The organism is Sinorhizobium fredii NGR234 (genome assembly GCF_000018545.1).
GTDB classification, from domain to species: Bacteria; Pseudomonadota; Alphaproteobacteria; order Rhizobiales; family Rhizobiaceae; genus Sinorhizobium; species Sinorhizobium fredii_A.
Window position 1 is genome coordinate 1,528,158 of record NC_012587.1, and the last position, 12,384, is coordinate 1,540,541.

Sequence of the window (12,384 nt, forward strand, 5' to 3'; positions counted from 1 at the left end):
CTGATCCGGTGGCGTTCAGAGCAAGGCCGGCGAGCGTCGGCCGATACCCCATGACCCATTGCCGCCAGATCGCTCTTCGGGCCATAACCTGCGCCGCCTTGTGCCATCACGCGTCCCAAGAAACGATGTCAGCCGGCAAACAACCTTGCAAAACCGCAGAAAAACAGGCGTTTATGGATGGGCACTAGCTAGTTCCATGCGAACGCGGCCCCCGCTCGGGTGCCGCGTTTTTCATTGAAATCGCTCAGCAATTGACGCCGGGGCTGGCGGCCGCGGAGCATCCTTCAAAAATGGCACAACTCTAGCCAATTTGTGTTAACATCGCGCCGTCCAGCGTGGACACGCCACAGGCAAGGAGGAGCAAAGCGGCCGTGCGGCAACGGCCCAACCGGGGGCAGGATTGTCCCTGGAAATCCACGGGAGTGAAGAATGGCGCGGATCATCTATTCGATCGTTCAACACGACGGAGGCTGGGCCTACAAGGCAGCCGACGCGTATTCAGAGTCCTTTCCCAGTCGCGAGATGGCGCTGGCGGCCGCAAAAGCAGCGGCGGCGGAACAGCAGGTCGGCGGCGACGATGAGGAAATCAGCTTCCAGGATGAGCAGGGAAACTGGCATTTCGAACACGCCGATGGAGGAGATCGACCTGAAGCAACGGTCGAGGATGGCTGAAAGTGTCATAGGGGCCTTTGCCTGCGGACCGATGTTTCGCCCCTGATCCAGGCCGTCCACGGACGCGAGCAACAGCGCGACGGAGGATATCTATGCACTACAGCGTTCAGATCTTCACCTGGACCGCTCGGGAGGGCGTTCACCAGGTCGGATCGGTCATCGAAGTCGATGCCCCCAACCCGAAGGCGGCCGCCGTGTCGCTGCTCGGGTTACGGCTCGAAGACAAAGGCGAATCGTCAAAATTGGCAGTCCGGGTCTGGCGCGGCGAAGACGCCCAGAAGGCCGATTGCGATTATTTCTTCTATCACTGAGGCGGCCGCGCACGGCGCTGTTTCCGTGAATGACGCAGGCCCCTGCATTCGCACATCAGGCGGATGTCGGCGTCCACGACGCCGCGTGCCTTCTCAGGAGCGATGTAGGGGAAGCATGCAGTTGGCATCACGCGCCCTCACATCGGGAAGATGGTGTCTCGGCGCGGTTTTCGCACAAGCATGCCTATCCATCCCGTTCGCTGCCCCGGCGCGTCGCGGGCGCGCAGTTCGGCCTGGCGCGCCTCGATGGCGCTGGCGAAGTCATTCTTCATCGCGTCGATGAGGCGGCGCTTCTCGGCGAGATCATCGCCGTCCACCAGAGCCTGCTGGGTCATGCTGGCCTCCTCACGGCGAGGGAGCGGTCGACGAAAGAGCGTCCCGCCGCCAGAAGCAGGTGTTCGTCCCTGGTGCCGGCCTGATACTCTTCGATCAGCATCCGGCCATATCGCTGCGCCTGGGCACTCCTGCGCGGCCACCGATACTCGTCGCACAGCCGGTCGTAGACGCGCTGAAGCGCGTCGAGGTCTTCCGGCAACAAAGCTGTGCTGCTGGACGCTCGCAATGGACGCACGCCGATACCCTCTGCCATCGATGCCAGGACAGTCTTGAGGTCGATACATTGCCAGCAACCCGCAAGGATTAAACCCCTGCCGAATCAGGGGTTTGGACGAATTATGCGCGAGGCTTGCCGCAGGAACCGCATTCGGCGCGCGCTGACGTGTAGAGCAAAAAATGCGATCGCAGCCCTTCCAATCGGTTCCGTCGCAAAGTATTGCAAGCATTGCATGCGGACGTGGCGAAACTGGTAGACGCAAGGGACTTAAAATCCCTCGGCCTTAGGCTGTACGGGTTCGATCCCCGTCGTCCGCACCAAGGATTAAGGAAGACCCTGCGGTCGCAGAGAAGGTCCTTCGAACATCGGGCTGTGTAGCAGCCTGTTCAATAGGCTTAATTGACGTTCAGTTCATACATTGAGGATACAACCAGCAGTGGGCAAGAGAGTGACCACGAAGGTTAGGGTATGGCTGAACATTTATCTCAGTCTGAGGCAGATGCGTTGATGGCGATGGAGAAGCATGCGGAGGCCGGTGCTACGTATCGCTTCCCGGCAAAAGGCGAGCGGCTGTCGATACCGCTTCTCGCCGCCGATGAAAAAGAGAATTTTCATGTTGACATCAACCGCAGGAGCATCGCGCTCTACAAGTGCACCTTCAACGGGCGCGCCAGAGGCAACCTGATCTTGGCACGGCTTGATTTGAATGGCTCTCCTCACAGAAACCCTGATGGCGAGGAAATCGATTGTCCTCACCTTCATCTTTATCGGGAGGGTTACGGCGACAAGTGGGCCTACCCACTACCTGACGGAATTTTCTCTGACCTCGCCAATCTGAAGACTGTATGCCAAGATTTCCTGGCTTATTTTAAGGTCGTATCGCCACCTCAAATCACATCGGATTTGCTCGCATGACCAAGTCCATACCGGAACTAGTCGAAGGTTACCGCAACTGGCTTTCTGATAAGACCCAGGTTCGTGAACTCACCCAAGGGTGGCACGAAATCACCACTCCTTTCGTTGACCATCACAACGATATGATTCAGCTCTACGCCCGTAGAAAGGGAGATCAGATTGTACTTACAGATGACGGCTACACGATCAACGATCTAGCCGACTCTGGTTGTGATATTGACAGTAGCCCCAAGCGCAAAGCCCTTCTCGCCACAACATTGAATGGCTTCGGCATTCATCGCGCCGGTCGTACTTTGGAAGTGATGACGACCGATGCTGAATTTGCCTTCAAGAAGCACTCGCTGTTGCAGGCGATCCTTGCGGTCAGCGATATGTTCATGTTGGCTCAATCTCAGGTCCACAATCTTTTTGTTGAAGACGTTTACGGGTGGCTAGACGAAAACGACATTCGCTACACTCCGCGAGCGAAGTTTTCGGGCCAAACTGGCTTTGACCATGTGTTTGAAGCGGTCATTCCAAAGTCCAGAAACGCGCCAGAGCGACTACTAAAAACCATCGCAAACCCGTCTCGCGACAGAGTCGAAGCGGCAATATTCGCATGGTCTGATACTCGGGCAGCTCGCCCCGAAGGCGCAAAGCTATATACTTTCATTAATGATCAGCGACAACTGTCAAGCGGTGCGCTCGATGCTCTAGGTGCTTACGATATTACGTCTGTTCGTTGGTCCGAGCGCGACGACTTCCTAGAAGCTCTGGCTGCTTGACCCAAGTCCAGTCTGCTGGGGGAATATGCTTGTAAAATCAACTCTCCGTCTCTCTTGTCCGGACCATGCTCGTTATCTGACGACCGGGCCTCCGTCTACTGCCCCGCAATCTTGAACGGCTGGTCGACGCTGGCGCTCTTGCCGCTGTTGATGTCGTTAAAGCGGAAGCGCAGCACATAGTCGCCGGCGGGCGCTCCGGAAACGTCGACGGTGAGCGTGGCATAAATCTCCTGGTTGCGCAGGTAGCCGGTGAAGGTGAAGTCGCCGAAGGCCTTGCGGGTCGCCAGCACATCGCCCTTGGGGCTGACGATGTCGAGATCGACGGTGAAGCGCGTCTCGAGCTTGCCCTTGGTGCTTGCGTCCTTCCAGGTGAGTCCAACCGGCTCGACATAGGAGACGAGCGTTTCGCCCGACTTGAAGACGGAATCCTGCTTCGGTTCGTACATGGCGTAGCCGGCCGGTTCGGCCGTGACGAAAACCGCCTTGCCGATCGTGAAGGGAAGGGTCTGTGCGAAGGCGCTGACCGCCTGGCGCAGCGTTTCTCGCGCGCCAGCTGCATCGCCGGAGTCTGCCTGTTTTTCCGCCTTCGCCGCAGCGTCCGAAAGCGGGCCGGCCGCAGCTTCTGAAACGGCAAGGGCCGGAGCACTCAGTGCCAGCATCGCAAGCATGGGCAGGTAGTTCGCCATCGCAGGTCCCCAGCATCCCGACTGCCGAAAACTGTCGGCATTTGGCATCCGCAAGTCAAGACGAAGGGGACTGCGGAAACCGCAGCAGATCGGCGTAGAGCGACCTTTCCCGAACGTTGCGGAGCACTGGAAAACCCAGCCTGTCAAATCGATGGTTTCAATCCCGACAATGTGCGATAGCGACAGCGATCAAAAACGAACGGATGATGGCATCAGATGAAGCAGGATGTTGAACAGGCGGCCGCGGCCATGCGCGAGATTTTTCCGGCGACGCCGCTGCAGCTCAACGACCATCTGAGCGCGCGCTACGGCGCCACGGTCTATCTGAAGCGCGAGGATCTCTCGCCGGTGCGCTCCTACAAGATCCGCGGCGCCTTCAACTTCTCCCGCAAGGCGCTTGCGGCCGGTGCTTCGGGCAAGAGCTTCGTCTGCGCCTCGGCCGGAAACCATGCGCAGGGCTTTGCCTTCGTCTGCCGGCACTTTGGCGTTCCGGGTATCGTCTTCATGCCGGTGACGACGCCGCAGCAGAAGATCGACAAGACCCGCATCTTCGGCGGCGAGTACATTACGATCCGCCTCGTCGGCGATATCTTCGACCAGTGCTACCAGGCCGCGCGCGACCATGTCGAGGCGATCGCCGGCATCATGGTGCCGCCATTCGATCATGCCGATATCATCGAGGGGCAGGCGACCGTCGCGGCGGAAATCGTCGAGCAATTGCCGGAAGGTGCGGTCCCCGACCTCGTCGTGCTGCCCGTCGGCGGCGGCGGACTGGCGGCCGGGGTGACCGGCTATTTCGGCGATGCCCTGACGGCCGACCGTTTCATCTTTTGCGAGCCGGAGGGCGCGCCGAGCCTGAGGCGTAGCCTCGAGGCGGGCAGCGTCGTGACGCTTGAGCAGGTCGACAATTTCGTCGACGGCGCGGCGGTGGGCCGGATCGGCGATCTCAATTTCGCGGCGCTCAGCGGCTTCGAGCCGGGACAGGTGATGCTTCTCGCCGAAAACGCGATCTGCCTGACGATCACCGAAATGCTGAACGTCGAGGGTGTGGTTCTCGAGCCGGCCGGTGCGTTGTCCATCACAGCGCTGGAAGTGCTCGGTCGCGAGGGGCTGGAAGGCAAGACGGTGGTTGCCGTCGTTTCCGGCGGCAATTTCGACTTCGAGCGCCTCCCCGACGTGAAGGAACGGGCCATGCGCCACGCGGGCCTGAAGAAATACTTCATCCTGCGCATGGCGCAGCGACCGGGCGCCCTGCGCGATTTCCTCAATCTGCTGGGCGACGAGGATGACATCGCCCGGTTCGAATATCTCAAGAAATCGGCGCGCAACTTCGGTTCCGTGCTGATCGGCATCGAGACCAAGCATGCGGAAAACTTCCCGCTGCTGAAGCAGCGCTTCGACGCTGCGGGGCTCAGGTATCAGGACATTACCGAGAACGAGATTCTCGCCAATCTGGTTATCTGACGGCCGCTGATGTCTGCCTACGCAGTTCGGCCAACTTTGGCTTTGACAGAGGCTGCCACCACGGCTAACCATGAGACATGGCATCGTTTCTCTCGAAATTGTTCGGCTTCTCCGGTGGCCCCGAAAAGCAGGCCGAGCCCGTTGCGGGCAAGACCGAGACCTATGCGGATTGCCTGATCCGGGCCACGCCGATGCGCGAAGGCGCGCAATTCCGGCTGGCCGGCAGCATCGAAAAGACGATGCCGGACGGCGGCACGAAAGTGCGCAATTTCATTCGCGCCGATCTCTTCACCACCGAGCAGGACGCCATCGATTCGGCCCTCCGCAAGGGGCGGCAGATCATCGATGAGCAGCGCGCGGCGCTCTTCTCCGACGAGGCCCAGTCCCGGTCGGTGTAAGCGGAACTATCTGTTCTGCAGCAATCGGTTGGAGAAATCTCTTAATTTTTAAATCGAGGTTCTTGGGGTGCTAGCCCCCTCTGGCCTGCCGGCCATCTCCCCCACAAGGGGGGAGACTATGTGCGGCTCGACTCTTGCCCCGACGGTGTCGTGTCTGCAAGCGGAACGGTTCGATTGAAGCGCAGAGCGGGCCCACATCTATTCTCCCCCTTGTGGGACCCTTGTGGGGGAGATGGCCGGCAGGCCAGAGGGGAGTAGCCAGTTGCACCCGCTATAGCCTGATGCGAAAACGAGCGAAGCCATCGGCGCCGTCGCCGGCGTCTTCAACGGTGACGGCCTTGACCTCGGCCAGAAACTGCCTTGCCTTCGGGCTGCTGTCGAAGACGACGCTGGTGTCCTTGAGCGGTGCAAACTTCCAGTTGGCGTCGGCCGAAGGGTTGATCGTCCCTTGCTCCACGATGTAGCGCACGATGACGTCGCGATTGGTATCGGGGGCGACGAAGACGACCTTGTCGGCGGCGATTTCAGGAAAATGCCCGCCGCCGCCGGCGCGGTAGTTGTTGGTCGCCACGACGAATTTCTGCGCGGAATCAATCGCCTTGCCGTCGAACTTGAGGTCGCGGATGCGGCTGGCCGTGGCGTTCACGAGATTGCCGTCCTTGTCGTATTTCGCCGGCTGCGAAAGATCGATCTGATAGGTGACGCCGTCGATCACGTCGAAATTGTAGGATGGGAAGTCGCCGTTGATCAGGTTGGCGTCAGTTGATCCCGGGGCGATCTGGTTGAAGATGCCGGCCGACATTTCGAGCCAGTTGCGCACCTGCTCGCCGGCGATGACGACCGCCTGCACGGTATTGGGATAGAGGTAGAGATCGGCAACGTTCTTGATGGCGATGTCGCCGGCGGCAACGTCAGTATAGTAGTCGGCACCGCCGCGGCCGCCGGCCTTGAAGGGGGCGGCCGCCGAAAGCACCGGCAAGTCCTTGTGTTCGGTGTCCTTCAGCATATCGCGGATGTACCAGGTCTGCGCCTGGCTGACGATCTGCACAGAGGGGTCGTCGGCGACGAGCGCGAAATAGGAGTAAAGTGGCGCGGAGGTCTTGCCGACGGGCGTGCGGACATAGGCGAGCGTCGCCTCGTGGTCCTTCTGCGCCGCCGCCAGAACCTCCGCCTTGTCGCCGACCTCGGCGATGACCTTCTTCTCCTCCCGGCGGTAGATCGGCCGTGCTTCGCTCGTTGAGCTGACCACCCGCCATGCGCCGCCGTCGCGCTCGACAAGCAGGTCGATCAGGCCCAGATGGGAGCCCCAGAAGCCGCCCATCACGCCGGGCTTGCCGGAGATCAGCCCCGTCTTGTTGTCGACGCCGGCAGTCGCCTCGAATTTCGGCCCCGGGAAGTCGAGATGGCTGTGGCCGGTGACGATCGCGTCGATACCATTGATCGCCGCCAGCGGTACCGAGGCGTTTTCGAGGTTCTCGGCATAGGCCTGCTGTCCGATGCCGGAGTGGGAGAGGGCGATGACGATTTCGGCGCCTTCCTCGCGCATCTGCGGCACCCAGGCCTCCGCGGCCTTGACGATATCGCGTGCGCTTGCCTTTCCTTCGAGGTTCTTGGCGTCCCAGGTCATGATCTGCGGCGGTACGAATCCGATCAGCCCGATGCGGATTGGGTGCTTCTGGCCGGCACCGTCCTTCACCTTGCGGTCGAGAATGACGTAGGGCTTGAGGAAAAGCTGGTCCTGACGCGGCCCGGCGGCGAGCGCTCCCTTGGTCAGGTTGGCGCAGACGATCGGAAAGTTCGCGCCGTCAAGCACATTGAACATGAAATCCAGGCCGTAGTTGAACTCGTGGTTTCCGAGCGTGCCGCAATCGTAGCCGAGCACGTTCATGGCGGCGATGATCGGGTGAATGTCACCCGCCTTCATGCCGCGCTTGTAGGCAATGTAATCGCCCATCGGGTTGCCCTGCAGGAAGTCGCCATTGTCGACGAGTATGGCGTTGGTCGCCTCGGCGCGGATCGCATCGATGATCGAGGCGGTACGTGCGAGGCCGAGTGTGTCGTTCGGCTTGTCGGCGTAGTAGTCGTAGGGAAACACATGCACGTGCAGGTCGGTCGTTTCCATGATCCTGAGATGGGCCTGATTGGCGGCAGCTCTCACGGAAAAAGGATGCAGGACGGCGAGGGCGGAGGAGGCAGCCAGGCCGCCGAGCAGGGCGCGGCGGGAAATGGGATGCAGTGCGGTCGTCGATGGCATGGCGGTCTCCGTATTGGACAGATCAGGACGTGCAAGCGCCGCCATGGCGGTCGTCTGCGCAACCTGACCGCGCGACTATGACCGACTGCCGCCGAACCGCAAGGGGCGGATTCTTGCCTCGTCTTGCCCGCATAGGTCGCTCGGTAAAGCTTTATTCAAGTTCTAGCGTTAAGGAGCGATTCAAGTGAAAACGAAAGTCTCCGACGCGCATGCCATACGCCAATCTCATGCTCCTGCTTGCCGAGGCCTTGGTCTATGTCGCGTCGATGATCGGGCTGCTGCATTTGCGCTCCCGTCTGGGGCTCGGCGTTTTCGTGGCGGCCCTCGGCGTCATGCATTTCATCGAGACCTATCTTGCCGCCGTCTTCTATGTTCAGCTGCCATTCGGAGTGATTTCTCCCGGCTCGGCCGTGTTCTTTTCCGGCAAGCTCATGATGATTCTCCTCCTGTATGTGAAGGAGGACGCGGCGACCGTCCGGCAGCCGATCTACGGGTTGCTTGCCGGCAACTTTCTGACCGTGGCGCTCAGCCTGCTTTTGAGGCGGCATGAGACGGTGTCGATCGTGCCCGGCCGTTTCGCCGATATCGCCTTTATCGACGAAATGGGCTGGCTGATGGTCTGGGGTACGACGCTCCTCTATTTTGACTCCCTGATCATCATCCTGCTCTACGAGAAGCTCGGTCGATGGTTTCGGCGCTTCGTGACGATCCGCTTCCTGATCTGCGGCGTGGTCGTGCTGACATTCGACCAACTCGGCTTCTATGCCGCGCTCCGCTTCGTCAACGGTGCGCCGGCCGAGGTGTTCTGGGGCGGCTGGATGGCGAAGATGCTGGCGGCACCATTTTATGCGATCGCCATCGGCTTTTATCTCAACGCCTCGCGCCATACCTTCCTGGCGATCTCGAACCGGCCGCTCGGCGACATCTTCAACGATCTCACCTTTCGCGAGCGTTACGAGGATCTGCTGTCGCGTTCGGGTCACGATACGCTGACGGGTGCGCTGGACCGTGGCCGCTTCGAGGCGGAGGGGCAGCGGATCATGCGCGACGCGGTGGCCCAAAGTGCCCCGGTCAGCCTGATGATCATCGATGTCGACCGTTTCAAGAGCGTCAACGATCGGTTCGGCCATATGGAAGGCGATCGCGTGCTGCAGAAACTGGCCGAAACCGTAAAGACCAAGCTTCAGCCCGAGGATCGCCTGTTTCGCTATGGCGGCGAGGAGTTTGTCGTGCTCTGCCCGGGTCTCCCTTATGCCGGCGTTCAGTCACGGGCCGAGGACATACGGATTGCCGTCTCCGACGGCGTCAAGACACCGAACGGTTATCCGGTTACCGCCAGCATCGGCGTTTCATCCACGCTTGCCGACGGCGCCGGCATCCAGGAACTGCTGGCGCAGGCGGATATTCGGCTCTATGCCGCCAAAAACACCGGCCGCAACCGCGTCGTCGGGCGCTGATCCGCGCAGCGCGTCAAATCCCGACATTCGGGCGGTCGATGATCTCGCGCAGCGAGAAGCTCGAATTGATCTTCACCACATGCGGCAGCGCCGACAGCCAGTCGCGGTGAATGCGCTCATAGTCTTCCAGATCACGTGCTGCGACGCGCAGGATGTAGTCGTATTCCCCGGACATCAGGTAGCAGACGAGCACATTGGGACAGAGCTTCACCGCCGATTCGAATTCGGCCAGCGTCTTGGCGAACTGGCCGGAGAGCGAAATATGCACGATGACCATGATCTTGTAGTCGAGCGCCTTGTGCGCGATGCGGGCATGGTAGCCGGCGATCGTGCCGCTTTTTTCGAGGATGTCGACGCGCCGCGAACAGGCGGATGCCGACAGGCCGACCTTCGCGGCGAGATCGGCGTTGGAGATCCTGCCGTCCTGCTGCAGAACGCGCAGAATCGAACGATCAATGGCATCCAGCTGGCCCATTTGTGATTTCCCCTAAAAATCGCTATCTTCGTGCAACAAACCACGAAAGCAGTGCGCCGATGGGCGCGACTTCGCAAGGACATTCTCGGCGCCATCTGTTTTGCTTGTCTGATCATCAATGTTGCGCAAGCGCACAGACAGGAGAGGAACGCAAGGATGCGTGTCGGTTGCCCGAAGGAAATCAAAAACCATGAATACAGGGTCGGCCTGACGCCCGGTTCGGTGCGGGAATACGTTGCCCATGGCCACGAGGTGATCGTCGAAACGAAAGCCGGAACGGGGATCGGCGCGGATGACGACGCCTATCGCGCCGCGGGAGCGAGGATCGTTCCGACGGCCAAGGACGTGTTCGAGAAATCGGACATGGTGGTCAAGGTCAAGGAGCCGCAGCCTTCCGAATGGGCGCAGCTGCGCGACGGCCAAATTCTCTACACCTATCTTCATCTGGCGCCGGATCCCGAGCAGACCAAGGGACTGCTGAACTCGGGCGTTACCGCGGTCGCCTATGAAACGGTAACGGATGAGCGCGGCGGCCTGCCGCTGCTTGCACCGATGTCTGAAGTGGCCGGTAGGCTTGCCATCCAGGCAGGCGCTACCTCGCTTCAGAAGGCCAATGGCGGCCGTGGCATCCTGCTCGGCGGCGTGCCCGGCGTGCTTCCCGCCAAGGTGGCGATCATCGGTGGCGGCGTCGTCGGACTGCATTCCGCGAAAATGGCTGTCGGTCTTGGCGCCGACGTTTCGATCATCGACCGCTCGATCCCGCGCCTGCGCCAGCTCGACGACATCTTCAACGGCCGCGTCCATACCCGCTATTCGACGATCGACGCCCTGGAGGAGGAAGTGTTTTCCGCCGACCTCGTGATCGGCGCCGTGCTGATACCCGGTGCGGCCGCGCCCAAGCTCGTCACGCGGGAAATGCTGTCGGGCATGAAGAAGGGTGCGGTGATCGTCGACGTTGCGATCGACCAGGGCGGTTGCTTCGAGACCTCGCACGCGACGACCCATTCCGAGCCGACCTATGAGGTGGATGGTATCGTGCACTACTGCGTCGCCAACATGCCTGGCGCCGTGCCGATCACCTCGGCCCATGCGCTCAACAACGCGACGCTCTACTACGGCCTGCAACTTGCCGATCGTGGCCTCAAGGCGATAGCCGAGGACCGGCATTTGCGAGCCGGCCTCAACGTTCACAGGGGTCGGGTGACGAACGCACCCGTCGCCGAAGCGCTCGGCTATGATTCCTACGCGCCGGAGAGCGTCCTCAACGTCGCCTGAGCGGAGAGCTCAAGCTGGCCCGGCGCTAAAGGGCGCCGGGCTGCCTCAGGCCGCCTCGATGCGGCACTGGTAGCAATTGTACTTGGCGGAGCGCACATGCACATAGGCGACATCCGGCCGTGCCAATAGCTCTTCTGCCCGCTGCTCGAGATTCTCCGCAGGCACCACGCCACCGGTTCCGTAGACAATGCGCTCGTCGGCGCTGTATCCGCGAAGCAGGTAATCTCTGCTGGATGTGAGGATGGGCGGAAGCAAGGATCTGTCGGCCGCCGGGCATGCATCCGCATGCATGAAGATCGGCCCCGTTTCAGCGTAAGGCTGGGCTGACGAAAACGGCCGATAGGCAAGGATCAGGTAAGCCTCGCCTTCCTCGACATTGCGCAGGCAGTGTCGGCACGGAACGCCGTCGCCGTCCGAGACGCGCCGTTCCGGCAGGTTGCCAAAGGCATCCCCGCCACCTTGCCGCAGCCGTTCCGCATCCATCTCAGGCATCGCGACGTATCGCAGCGTCATGGGGTCTCTCCTCATCGTTTTCGACGAGGAGAATGGCGCCTTGCGCTTGCTTGCGACACCCGAAACTTGCCGGAGCGGCCCGTTCAGAGCTTCTTTGCGAAGGTGAGCAGCTCGTCGTCGCTTAAAGGCCGAATGATCGCCTCCCGCGTCGCGACCGGGGAAAAGCCGAACTGCTGATAGAGCTGCAGGGCGCGCGGATGATCGAGGCTGTTGGTGGTCACCGTCACCTTGCGCGGGTCCATCGCCCAGGCGGCGAACAGCGTCTGCAGCAGGAACCATTTGCCGAGGCCGAGGCCGAGGGCATGTTCCATGAGTCCGAAATGGGTGAGGTCGATGACGTCGCCATCCCGCTGCTGCAGCTCGAAGAAACCGGCGGGAGCACCGTTGACGTAGAGAACCGTCAGCGTCGTGCGCCTGTCGTGCAGCACCGCCGCAAGGTCTTCGTCGTTCATCCGCAGCCGCTCCGCCCAGTGCCAGCGTCTCCCGACGCGCAGATAGAGGAAGCGATAGTAGGGCAGCGGGATGTCGGACACCCGCAGGATCGCGGTGTGTATATTGACGGGCACCGGCAGGCTTTGCTTCGGCGGCGACGTCATCTCGAGTTCAGTCACATGTGCCGTGATCGCAGCGGGCTTCGATCCTTGCAT

At 61.0% G+C, this 12,384-nt stretch carries 15 protein-coding genes and 1 tRNA gene; 9 read left to right on the forward strand and 7 right to left on the reverse strand.

Going from position 1 to position 12,384, the window contains the following annotated elements; translation table 11 throughout:
* Positions 1-429: 429 nt before the first annotated feature.
* Together NGR_RS18655 and NGR_RS18660 are read left to right on the forward strand one after the other, a co-directional pair.
* The gene (locus tag NGR_RS18655) at positions 430-672 is read left to right on the forward strand and encodes a DUF2188 domain-containing protein (protein ID WP_018239726.1); all 243 of its coding nucleotides are present in this window, start codon (positions 430-432) and stop codon (positions 670-672) included.
* Between the two features lie 92 nt (positions 673-764).
* Positions 765-983: a hypothetical protein gene (locus tag NGR_RS18660; protein WP_012708026.1), complete on the forward strand. Its 219-nt coding sequence runs from the start codon at positions 765-767 to the stop codon at positions 981-983.
* A gap of 137 nt (positions 984-1,120) precedes the next feature.
* Here the strand turns inward: NGR_RS18660 and NGR_RS18665 are convergent, their stop codons facing one another.
* Both NGR_RS18665 and NGR_RS18670 read right to left on the reverse strand, forming a co-directional pair.
* Positions 1,121-1,318, reverse strand: a complete 198-nt coding sequence (locus NGR_RS18665; RefSeq protein ID WP_164924315.1) for a hypothetical protein — start codon at positions 1,316-1,318, stop codon at positions 1,121-1,123.
* Positions 1,315-1,554: a hypothetical protein gene (locus tag NGR_RS18670; RefSeq protein ID WP_165447168.1), complete on the reverse strand. Its 240-nt coding sequence runs from the start codon at positions 1,552-1,554 to the stop codon at positions 1,315-1,317. Before NGR_RS18670 ends, NGR_RS18665 begins: the two co-directional genes overlap by 4 nt.
* A 216-nt stretch (positions 1,555-1,770) precedes the next feature.
* Here NGR_RS18670 and NGR_RS18675 point away from each other — a divergent pair.
* The 3 genes from NGR_RS18675 (at position 1,771) to NGR_RS18685 (ending at position 3,215) form a co-directional block, all read left to right on the forward strand.
* A tRNA-Leu gene (locus NGR_RS18675) sits at positions 1,771-1,856 on the forward strand.
* A 148-nt stretch (positions 1,857-2,004) separates the two neighbouring features.
* Positions 2,005-2,451: a DUF6978 family protein gene (locus NGR_RS18680; protein ID WP_012708028.1), complete on the forward strand. Its 447-nt coding sequence runs from the start codon at positions 2,005-2,007 to the stop codon at positions 2,449-2,451.
* A complete protein-coding gene (locus tag NGR_RS18685) occupies positions 2,448-3,215 on the forward strand; it encodes a DUF1828 domain-containing protein (RefSeq protein WP_012708029.1) in 768 nt (255 codons plus the stop codon). Before NGR_RS18680 ends, NGR_RS18685 begins: the two co-directional genes overlap by 4 nt.
* A 95-nt stretch (positions 3,216-3,310) precedes the next feature.
* Here NGR_RS18685 and NGR_RS18690 read toward each other — a convergent pair whose 3' ends face one another.
* Positions 3,311-3,901 (reverse strand): hypothetical protein, encoded by a 591-nt coding sequence (locus NGR_RS18690; protein ID WP_164924317.1) that lies wholly within the window; start codon positions 3,899-3,901, stop codon positions 3,311-3,313.
* A 216-nt stretch (positions 3,902-4,117) separates the two neighbouring features.
* Between NGR_RS18690 and ilvA the strand changes: the two genes are divergently transcribed.
* Positions 4,118-5,365 carry a threonine ammonia-lyase gene (ilvA, locus tag NGR_RS18695; RefSeq protein ID WP_012708031.1) on the forward strand — a complete coding sequence of 416 codons (1,248 nt, stop codon included), beginning with the start codon at positions 4,118-4,120 and terminating at the stop codon, positions 5,363-5,365.
* A 77-nt stretch (positions 5,366-5,442) separates the two neighbouring features.
* Positions 5,443-5,763: an HlyU family transcriptional regulator gene (locus NGR_RS18700; protein ID WP_012708032.1), complete on the forward strand. Its 321-nt coding sequence runs from the start codon at positions 5,443-5,445 to the stop codon at positions 5,761-5,763.
* A 271-nt stretch (positions 5,764-6,034) separates the two neighbouring features.
* Here the strand turns inward: NGR_RS18700 and NGR_RS18705 are convergent, their stop codons facing one another.
* Positions 6,035-8,017, reverse strand: coding sequence for a bifunctional 2',3'-cyclic-nucleotide 2'-phosphodiesterase/3'-nucleotidase (locus NGR_RS18705; RefSeq protein ID WP_012708033.1), 1,983 nt, complete (start codon positions 8,015-8,017; stop codon positions 6,035-6,037).
* 209 nt (positions 8,018-8,226) lie between these two features.
* On the opposite strand from NGR_RS18705, the gene NGR_RS18710 reads away from it, so the two are divergent.
* Positions 8,227-9,474: a GGDEF domain-containing protein gene (locus NGR_RS18710; protein ID WP_164924318.1), complete on the forward strand. Its 1,248-nt coding sequence runs from the start codon at positions 8,227-8,229 to the stop codon at positions 9,472-9,474.
* A 13-nt stretch (positions 9,475-9,487) separates the two neighbouring features.
* Here NGR_RS18710 and NGR_RS18715 read toward each other — a convergent pair whose 3' ends face one another.
* Positions 9,488-9,949 (reverse strand): Lrp/AsnC family transcriptional regulator, encoded by a 462-nt coding sequence (locus tag NGR_RS18715; RefSeq protein WP_012708035.1) that lies wholly within the window; start codon positions 9,947-9,949, stop codon positions 9,488-9,490.
* Between the two features lie 156 nt (positions 9,950-10,105).
* Here NGR_RS18715 and ald point away from each other — a divergent pair, with 156 nt between their 5' ends.
* Complete coding sequence (ald, locus tag NGR_RS18720) at positions 10,106-11,224, forward strand: alanine dehydrogenase (RefSeq protein WP_012708036.1); 1,119 nt, start codon at positions 10,106-10,108, stop codon at positions 11,222-11,224.
* Positions 11,225-11,269: 45 nt separating this feature from the next.
* Here ald and NGR_RS18725 read toward each other — a convergent pair whose 3' ends face one another.
* Both NGR_RS18725 and NGR_RS18730 read right to left on the reverse strand, forming a co-directional pair.
* Positions 11,270-11,737, reverse strand: coding sequence for a DUF1203 domain-containing protein (locus tag NGR_RS18725; protein WP_012708037.1), 468 nt, complete (start codon positions 11,735-11,737; stop codon positions 11,270-11,272).
* A gap of 83 nt (positions 11,738-11,820) precedes the next feature.
* Positions 11,821-12,384, reverse strand: coding sequence for a GNAT family N-acetyltransferase (locus NGR_RS18730; protein WP_012708038.1), 564 nt, complete (start codon positions 12,382-12,384; stop codon positions 11,821-11,823).

Excerpts from the sequence above, each read along its gene's own strand:
- NGR_RS18655 (WP_018239726.1), top strand. The coding sequence starts at position 430 with ATGGCGCGGATCATCTATTCGATCGTTCAACACGACGGAGGCTGGGCC.
- NGR_RS18660 (WP_012708026.1), top strand. The coding sequence starts at position 765 with ATGCACTACAGCGTTCAGATCTTCACCTGGACCGCTCGGGAGGGCGTT.
- NGR_RS18665 (WP_164924315.1), bottom strand. The coding sequence starts at position 1,318 with ATGACCCAGCAGGCTCTGGTGGACGGCGATGATCTCGCCGAGAAGCGC.
- NGR_RS18680 (WP_012708028.1), top strand. The coding sequence starts at position 2,005 with ATGGCTGAACATTTATCTCAGTCTGAGGCAGATGCGTTGATGGCGATG.
- NGR_RS18685 (WP_012708029.1), top strand. The coding sequence starts at position 2,448 with ATGACCAAGTCCATACCGGAACTAGTCGAAGGTTACCGCAACTGGCTT.
- NGR_RS18690 (WP_164924317.1), bottom strand. The coding sequence starts at position 3,901 with ATGGCGAACTACCTGCCCATGCTTGCGATGCTGGCACTGAGTGCTCCG.
- ilvA (WP_012708031.1), top strand. The coding sequence starts at position 4,118 with ATGAAGCAGGATGTTGAACAGGCGGCCGCGGCCATGCGCGAGATTTTT.
- NGR_RS18700 (WP_012708032.1), top strand. The coding sequence starts at position 5,443 with ATGGCATCGTTTCTCTCGAAATTGTTCGGCTTCTCCGGTGGCCCCGAA.
- NGR_RS18705 (WP_012708033.1), bottom strand. The coding sequence starts at position 8,017 with ATGCCATCGACGACCGCACTGCATCCCATTTCCCGCCGCGCCCTGCTC.
- NGR_RS18710 (WP_164924318.1), top strand. The coding sequence starts at position 8,227 with ATGCCATACGCCAATCTCATGCTCCTGCTTGCCGAGGCCTTGGTCTAT.
- NGR_RS18715 (WP_012708035.1), bottom strand. The coding sequence starts at position 9,949 with ATGGGCCAGCTGGATGCCATTGATCGTTCGATTCTGCGCGTTCTGCAG.
- ald (WP_012708036.1), top strand. The coding sequence starts at position 10,106 with ATGCGTGTCGGTTGCCCGAAGGAAATCAAAAACCATGAATACAGGGTC.
- NGR_RS18725 (WP_012708037.1), bottom strand. The coding sequence starts at position 11,737 with ATGACGCTGCGATACGTCGCGATGCCTGAGATGGATGCGGAACGGCTG.
- NGR_RS18730 (WP_012708038.1), bottom strand. The coding sequence starts at position 12,384 with ATGCAAGGATCGAAGCCCGCTGCGATCACGGCACATGTGACTGAACTC.